The organism is Kitasatospora sp. NPDC091257, from assembly GCF_044757675.1.
GTDB lineage: Bacteria > Actinomycetota > Actinomycetes > Streptomycetales > Streptomycetaceae > Kitasatospora > Kitasatospora lactacystinica.
The window spans coordinates 1-6727 of sequence record NZ_JBIVVI010000428.1; the positions used below are offsets into that span (position 1 = coordinate 1).

The following is a 6727-nucleotide window of genomic DNA, read 5'->3' on the forward strand; positions in this document are numbered from 1 at the left end:
GCTGGTAGAGGTCCGGGTCGACCTTGATCGCGGAGGCGTGCAGGCCCGCCTTGTGGGCGAAGGCCGAGAAGCCGACGTACGGCTGGTGGGTGGAGTCCCGTCCGGCCGACGGCAGTTCCAGCACGAAGCGGGCGCCGTGCGGGGCGTGGGCGACCCGCAGGGTGCCGCCGTGCCGGGTCGCGATGTCCGCCGAGATGGCCAGGCCCAGACCGCTGCCGCCGGCGTCCCGGCTGCGGGCCTCGTCGAGCCGGGTGAACGGCTCGAAGATCCGCTCGCGGTCCTCCGGCGGCACGCCCGGGCCGTCGTCCCGGACCTCCAGGACACAGCCGTGCACGGTGTGCCGCACGGACAGCACCACCTCGGCGGCCGCGTGCCGCTGGGCGTTGTCCAGCAGGTTGCGCACCAGCCGGTGCAGCCGGATGCGGCTGCCGCGCACCAGCACCGCTTCGGGCGCGTCCACCCGCAGGGCGAGCCGGGCGCCGACGACCGGGCGGTACTGGTCGGCGAGTTCGCGCAGCACGGCGGACAGGTCGACGTCGGTGAGCCGGCCGGCCGACGCCGGGTGCGAGTCCCGGGCCAGGAACAGCAGGTCCTCGGTGAGCTGCTGGAGCCGCTCGACCGAGGTGAGCGCCTCCCGGGTGGTGGCCGGCCAGTCGGTGCGCTCGGGGTGCGCCAGCGACACCTCCAGATTGGTGCGCAGCGCGGCGATCGGGCTGCGCAACTCGTGCGAGGCGTCCGCGACGAAGCGCTGCTGCTGCACGGCGGAGCGCTCCAGCCGGTCCAGGGTGGCGTTGGTGGTCCGGGCCATCCGGGTGAGCTCGTCGCCGGCGCGCGGCACCGGGACGCGGCGGTCCAGCCGGTGCTCGCCGATCTCGGCCAGCCCGGCGCGGATCGCCTCCACCGGGCGCAGCGCCCGGCTGGTCGCCGCCCAGGCCACCAGCGCGACCAGCAGCGCGGCGGCCGGCACGCCCAGCCGCAGCACCGGGTCGATGGTGTGCAGCGAGGCCTCGGCGGCGAACGGGGTGACCAGCACGTACACCGTGAACGGGCCGGCCATCGGCTTCGTCTGGTCGCCGTCCTTGCGCAGCAGGGGGCTCCAGCTGCCCATCGCGGTGAAGGTGCGTCCCGAGTAGCGGTTGGCCGCGGCCGTGCCCGCGGGGCCGATGGTGATCCGCTGGACGGACCGCCAGTCGTCCCGGGCCAGGTGCGGCACGGAGGCGGGCGGGGGCCCGACCAGGTGCTGGGTGGTCAGCGTGCCGCCCATGAACAGCACCTGGCCGTCGCCGCCCAGCACCACGTACGGCAGCCTCCAGTTGTCCACCAGCTGCTGGCCGAGCTTGTAGCCGTTGCTGAGATCGTGGGACTGCGACGTGGCCTCCGCCTGGGCGGCCTCCAGCTGGGCGTCGTACAGGTGGCCGCGCAGCCACCAGGCGCCGCCGCCGAGCAGCAGCAGCGCGGTCAGTCCGGCCGCCAGCGAGGTGCGCAGGCGGGTGGAGAGACGGCTCAGCACGGTGCGGTCTCCAGTCGGTAGCCGGCGCCGCGCACCGTGGTGATCGAGCGGACGCCGAACGGGGTGTCCACCTTGCGGCGCAGCATGCTGACGTACACCTCGACGATGGACTCCTCGCCGTCGAAGGCGATGTCCCACACCTCGTCGACGATCCGGCGCTTGGAGAGCACCTCGCCGGGATGCTCGGCCAGGCAGCGCAGGACGGCGAACTCCCGCTCGGTGAGGGTGATCTCGGCGCCGCCCCGGCCGCAGCGGCGGCCCGCCGGGTCCAGCCAGAGGTCGCCGACCCGCAGCAGCGGCCCCGGGGTCTGGCTGCGGCGGAGCAGGGCACGGAGCCGGGCCAGGAAGACCAGGTAGGAGAACGGCTTGGTGAGGTAGTCGTCGGCGCCGGTGTCCAGGCCCTCGGCCTCGTCGTACTCGCCGTCCTTGGCGGTCAGCATCAGGATCGGGGTGGTGACGCCGTCGACGCGCAGCGCCTCGCACACCTTGTAGCCGTTCAGGCCGGGCAGCATGATGTCGAGCACGATCGCCCGGTAGGCGTGCCGCTGGGCCAGCCGCAGGCCGGTGAGACCGTCCGGGGCGAGGTCGACGGTGTAGCCCTCCGCCTCCAGGCCGCGCCGTACGGCCGCCGCGACCTGGGCGTCGTCCTCCACCACCAGAATCTCCATGCGGATCAGGATGCCATCGGCGCCGGATCCGTTCCTTAAGCCGCCTTCAGCTTTCTCAGCCTCGCTTCAGGGGAGCCGGAGCATGCTCTCGCCGGGTTCGCCGATCCGTCCGGGTCGGCGCTGCTCGGAGCGGGAGGGACCGGCGGATGAGTGTTCTGGAAGGCCCCGCGGTGCCCGTCCGGCACCGCAGGCCGCGCCGTGCGCTCCCGCCCGGCCTGGTGATGGCGGCCGGGACGGTGGCCTCCCGGGCCACCGGCTTCGTCCGCTCGGCGCTGCTGGTGGCGGTCCTCGGCTCGGGGCTGCTCGCGGACGGGTACAACGTGGCCAACACGGTGCCCAACATCCTGTTCGTGCTGCTGATCGGCGGTGCGCTGAACACCGCGCTGGTGCCCCACCTGGTGCGCGCCGCCAAGGAGTCGGCGGACGGCGGGGCGGCGCACGTCGACCGGCTGGTGACGGTGCTGGTGGTCGCCCTGCTGGTGCTGACGGCGGTCGTGGTGCCCGGCGCGCCGTACGTGGTGCGGGCCTACACCTCGTACGACGGTGCCCAGTTGGACCGGACGGTGCTGCTGGCGTACCTGTGCCTGCCGCAGGTGTTCTTCTACGGGCTGTTCACGGTGCTCGGTCAACTCCTCAACGCCCGGCGGCGGTTCGCGCCGATGGCGTGGGCGCCGGTGCTCAACAACCTGGTGGTGATCGGGGTGTTCGGTGCCTTCGTCGGCCACCGCTCCTTCGACGAGCGGGACCTGACCGTGCTCGGGGCCGGGACGACGGCCGGCGTGGTGGCCCAGGGCCTGGTGCTGCTGCCCTGCCTGCGGGCGGCCGGGGTACGGCTGCGGCCGCGCTGGGACTGGCGGCGGGCGGGGCTCGGCGAGCCGCTGCGCGCCGCCGGGTGGACGCTGCTGCTGGTGCTCGCCGACCAGGCGGGCTACTGGGTGGTCACCAGGCTGTCGACCTCGGTCGGCGCGCAGGCCGCCGCGGCCGGACTGCCGGGCGTCGGGTACACCGCCTACAGCAGCGCGTACCTGCTGTGGATCGTGCCGCACGGGGTGGTCACGGTGTCGTTGGTGACGGCGGCGGTGCCCGCGCTCAGCGCGTCCGCCGACTCCCCGCGGGCCGTGCGGGCGCTGCTCGCCCGGACCGTGCGCACCATCGCGGTGGTCACCGTCCCCGCGGCCTGCGGGTTGGCGGTCCTCGCGCCGCAGCTGTGCGCGCTCGCCTTCGGGCACGGGAGCACCGACCCCGCCGACGTCCGGGCCATCGCCGGAATGCTCACCGCCTTCGCGCCCGGCCTGGTCCTCTACTCGGCCTCGTACGCGCTGACCCGCGCCTTCTACGCGCTGGGCGACAGCCGCACGCCCTTCCTGCTCAACCTGCTGCCGGTCGCCGCCACGGCCCTGGGGGCGGTGCTCTGCCACCGGCTGCTGCCGTTGCGCTGGGCCGTCACCGGGATGGCCGGCTGCTACGGGGGCTCGTTCCTGCTGACCGTCCTGGGCGCCTCCCTGCTGCTGCGACGACGCCTCGGCCCGGTGCGGGTCCTGGGCGACCACGCCAGGCTGCTGCTCGCCGCCCTCCCGGCCGCCACCGCGGCCTGGTGGACCGCGCGGTACGGCCTGGCGCCGGCCGCCGCCACCCTCGCCGTCGGCTACCTCCTGCTCGCCCGCCTTCTGCGGGTCGCCGAACTGTCGGCCCTCACCACACGATTGCGCAGACGCCCATGACTCTCCTTCCCACCGATGTCGCCCGCGTCCTCGACGTCCTCCTCCCCGAGGGCCACCCCCTGCGCGCCCAGGTCCCGCACCTGCGCGTGGAGTCCCGCTGCCGGTGCGGCTGCAGCACGGCCCTCTTCGCCGGCGTCGCGGACGGCGCCCGCTCGGACGTGGTGGCCGAGGCGGCGATCGGCTCCGACGGCGAGATCCTGCTCTTCGCCGAGGACGGCCGGCTCTCCTGGCTGGAGGTCTGCTCCTGGAGCGATCCCAAGCTCACCCTCGCCGACGCGGCCCGCTTCCTGCGCGGGGAACCCGGGCGGCCGGGGTGAGCGTCCTTTCGTGCCCACCGTTCTCGTGCTCGGCTTCGACCCGCACACCGTCCCCGGCGCGGCACGGGCCCTTCGGCCGGTCGCCCTGCCCGCCGGACTGCCGGGTCCGCCCGCCGGCGTGCCTCAGCCGAGGTCGGCCAGGTCGCGGCGGTAGGCGAGGGCGGGGCGGTCGCCGAGGAGGAACTCGTGCCGGAACGCGAAGCCGTTCCGGGCGAGGACGGCCTGCGAGGCGGGGTTGTCGCGGGTGGTGACGGCGGTGAGGAAGCGCAGTCCGTACCCGGTGGCGGCGAGCCGGCACGCCTCGGCGACGGCGGCGGTGGCGACGCCGCGGCCGGCGGCGGACTCGGCCACCCGGTAGCCGATCTCGGCGCCGCCGTCGGCGAGGTCGACGAGGTTGACGCGGCCGACCAGCTCGCCGGCCGCGTCGCGGACGACGTGGAACCGGCAGGTGCCCGCGGCCTGTTCGGCGAGGAGGGCGGCGTGGCGGTCCGCGAACCCGGTGAAGTAGTCGTCACCGCGGTCCGGGACGCTGCGGGCGAAGTGGGCGCGGTTGGCGCGTTCGAAGTCGAGCAGGTCCTCGGCGTGGTCGGGGCGCAGCGGTTCCAGGGTGATCATCCCGACAGTCTGGCCCGGAGGGCCCCGGTGAACCACTCGAATACGTCCCGCAGGTTCTCCGGCACCGGCCAGCCGTTGACGGTCGCCATCAGCCGCCAGTAGCGCTCGGCCCTGGGATCGTCGGCCGTCCCGAGGCGGTCGAGCAGCCACCGCCGCAGCGCGGTGTCGTCCGGGCGGCCGAAGGCCTCGGCGTAGGCGGCGGCGAGGGCGGCGACGACGGGGTCGGCCTCGGGGGAGGCGGGGGCGACGCCGGCCGCCAGTGCGGTCCGGACCAGGGAGGTCACCGTCCCGGTGAGCTCGACGTGCAGGCCGGTGCGGTCCCCGTCGGCGCGCTCGGCGGCCTGGTGCTCGGCCATCCGGCGCACCGCCGCGCGGAAGCCCGGGTCCTGGACGAGTTCGCCCAGTTCCACCCAGGCCTCGACCTGCTCCGCCCGTGGCTCGTCGGGCAGTTCGGGCATGGCCGAGCGCATCATGGCGACGAACTCCGGGTTGGCGTCCAGGCCGCCGAAGACCTCGTCGACGAAGTCGTGGATCAGGCGCCGGCGTTCGGCGTCGGAGAGTGCGGCGAGCTTGTGCATGAGTCTCATCTCTTCGGGTGTGGAACCGCGTTGGGCGACGGCGAGCAGCACCGCCCGGCGCAGCCGGAGGGTGCGGATCTGCACCTCCAGCGCCCCGGCGTGCGCGGCGGCGACCTCCCGCAGCGGGGCCTCCCGCTCCAGCACCCGGCGGATCGCGGGCAGGTCGAGCCCGAGTTCGCGCAGGGTGCGGACGAGGTCCAGCCGGGCGAGCGCGTGGACGTCGTACCGCCGGTAGCCGGCCGCGGTGCGGTCGGTGGGCGGCACCAGGCCGGTGTCGGCGTAGAACCGGATGGCCTTGACGGTGAGTCCGGTGCGCCGGGCGAGCTCGCCGATCGAGTAGAGCGTGTCGCTGCCGTCCATGGGCCTCACTCTGGACCCTCCCCTTACCGGAGACACAAGCCCGTCGCCGTCGCCGGGCACGCCCTGAGGTCGTGGCCATGAACGACACTGACAACGGGGCCTCGATCCGCGTGCTGCTGGCCGAGGAGGCACGGACACATGCATAACATGCTGTGACCAGCGGAAACGGTCAGTTGGAGCACCACCATGCAAGACAGCGACACCTACATATGCGTCCTGTGCGGTAAGCCGGAGGCGCAGAGCATCGACCTGTACTGCCGTAAGTCGAAGCTGGTTCGGGGGTCGGCAGGAGTTGAGCACGGACGCCCAGGAGGAGCAGGGGCACCGCCGCGCGCACCGCGAGGGCTACGCCGTGCGGAAGGTCTGGAAGGACATTGCGAGCGGCTTCAAGGACGTGGAACGGGCGGACTTCGACCGGGCCTTGAAGGCACTCGCGGGCGGGGTTGTACCCGCGCTGTGGGCGTACGCGGTCGACCGGTTCAGCCGTAAGGGAGCCGAGGACCTGTTGAAGGTCATCGGCAAGGTCCGGGTGATCTTCGACATGGACGGGCTCGACTCCAACGAGCCGCGGGATAGGCGTTGGATCATCAACCGGGCGGAAGAGGCGCGGGAGTACAGCGAGACCCTGTCGCGCCGGGTCAGGGACACCAAGGAGGAACAGCGGGACGGCGGTCTGTGGGTTGCGGGCCGGGCCCCATGGGCTACCAGGTCTCGCGGGACCGCTTCCTCAGCCCGGATCAGACACCGGCGGCCAAAGGAATGCCGTCGCGCGCGGACCAACAGTCCCGGCCGACGCCGCGGGAATTCGTTGCGCCTTCCATCACAGTAGGGGCGGGATTACCGCGCACCCCACCGACGGGAACCGGCGGTCTGAGTGCCTGCCCCTACAGCAACCCTGCCCGTGCGCCACGCACCCTCTCGGGGGTGGCCGCCGGAGTCGTGCGGCAGGGTGCGGGGG

General features: G+C 73.8%; 7 protein-coding genes. 3 read left to right on the forward strand and 4 right to left on the reverse strand.

From position 1 onward, the window contains the following. Both ACIQOV_RS20525 and ACIQOV_RS20530 read right to left on the reverse strand, forming a co-directional pair. A partial coding sequence (locus ACIQOV_RS20525) for an ATP-binding protein (protein WP_401050353.1) occupies positions 1 to 1510 on the reverse strand: 1510 nt, incomplete at its 3' end. Then, positions 1504 to 2178: a response regulator transcription factor gene (locus tag ACIQOV_RS20530; RefSeq protein WP_380539886.1), complete on the reverse strand. Its 675-nt coding sequence runs from the start codon at positions 2176 to 2178 to the stop codon at positions 1504 to 1506. The genes ACIQOV_RS20530 and ACIQOV_RS20525, both read right to left, overlap by 7 nt. A gap of 146 nt (positions 2179 to 2324) precedes the next feature. Here ACIQOV_RS20530 and murJ point away from each other — a divergent pair, with 146 nt between their 5' ends. After that, positions 2325 to 3899: a murein biosynthesis integral membrane protein MurJ gene (murJ, locus tag ACIQOV_RS20535; protein ID WP_401050355.1), complete on the forward strand. Its 1575-nt coding sequence runs from the start codon at positions 2325 to 2327 to the stop codon at positions 3897 to 3899. Beyond that, the gene (locus ACIQOV_RS20540; protein WP_387694237.1) at positions 3896 to 4216 is read left to right on the forward strand and encodes a hypothetical protein; all 321 of its coding nucleotides are present in this window, start codon (positions 3896 to 3898) and stop codon (positions 4214 to 4216) included. Before murJ ends, ACIQOV_RS20540 begins: the two co-directional genes overlap by 4 nt. A gap of 123 nt (positions 4217 to 4339) precedes the next feature. On the opposite strand, the gene ACIQOV_RS20545 is transcribed toward ACIQOV_RS20540, so the two are convergent. Further along, positions 4340 to 4831 (reverse strand): GNAT family N-acetyltransferase, encoded by a 492-nt coding sequence (locus ACIQOV_RS20545; RefSeq protein WP_380539892.1) that lies wholly within the window; start codon positions 4829 to 4831, stop codon positions 4340 to 4342. Then, positions 4828 to 5769, reverse strand: coding sequence for a MerR family transcriptional regulator (locus ACIQOV_RS20550; protein WP_401050358.1), 942 nt, complete (start codon positions 5767 to 5769; stop codon positions 4828 to 4830). Before ACIQOV_RS20550 ends, ACIQOV_RS20545 begins: the two co-directional genes overlap by 4 nt. Before the next feature lie 292 nt (positions 5770 to 6061). On the opposite strand from ACIQOV_RS20550, the gene ACIQOV_RS20555 reads away from it, so the two are divergent. Then, positions 6062 to 6598 (forward strand): recombinase family protein, encoded by a 537-nt coding sequence (locus tag ACIQOV_RS20555; protein WP_401050360.1) that lies wholly within the window; start codon positions 6062 to 6064, stop codon positions 6596 to 6598. Positions 6599 to 6727 lie beyond the last annotated feature (129 nt).

What these genes read in the sequence shown, in the direction of transcription:
- ACIQOV_RS20530 (WP_380539886.1), bottom strand. Translation starts at nt 2,178, where the DNA reads ATGGAGATTCTGGTGGTGGAGGACGACGCCCAGGTCGCGGCGGCCGTA.
- murJ (WP_401050355.1), top strand. Translation starts at nt 2,325, where the DNA reads ATGAGTGTTCTGGAAGGCCCCGCGGTGCCCGTCCGGCACCGCAGGCCG.
- ACIQOV_RS20540 (WP_387694237.1), top strand. Translation starts at nt 3,896, where the DNA reads ATGACTCTCCTTCCCACCGATGTCGCCCGCGTCCTCGACGTCCTCCTC.
- ACIQOV_RS20545 (WP_380539892.1), bottom strand. Translation starts at nt 4,831, where the DNA reads ATGATCACCCTGGAACCGCTGCGCCCCGACCACGCCGAGGACCTGCTC.
- ACIQOV_RS20550 (WP_401050358.1), bottom strand. Translation starts at nt 5,769, where the DNA reads ATGGACGGCAGCGACACGCTCTACTCGATCGGCGAGCTCGCCCGGCGC.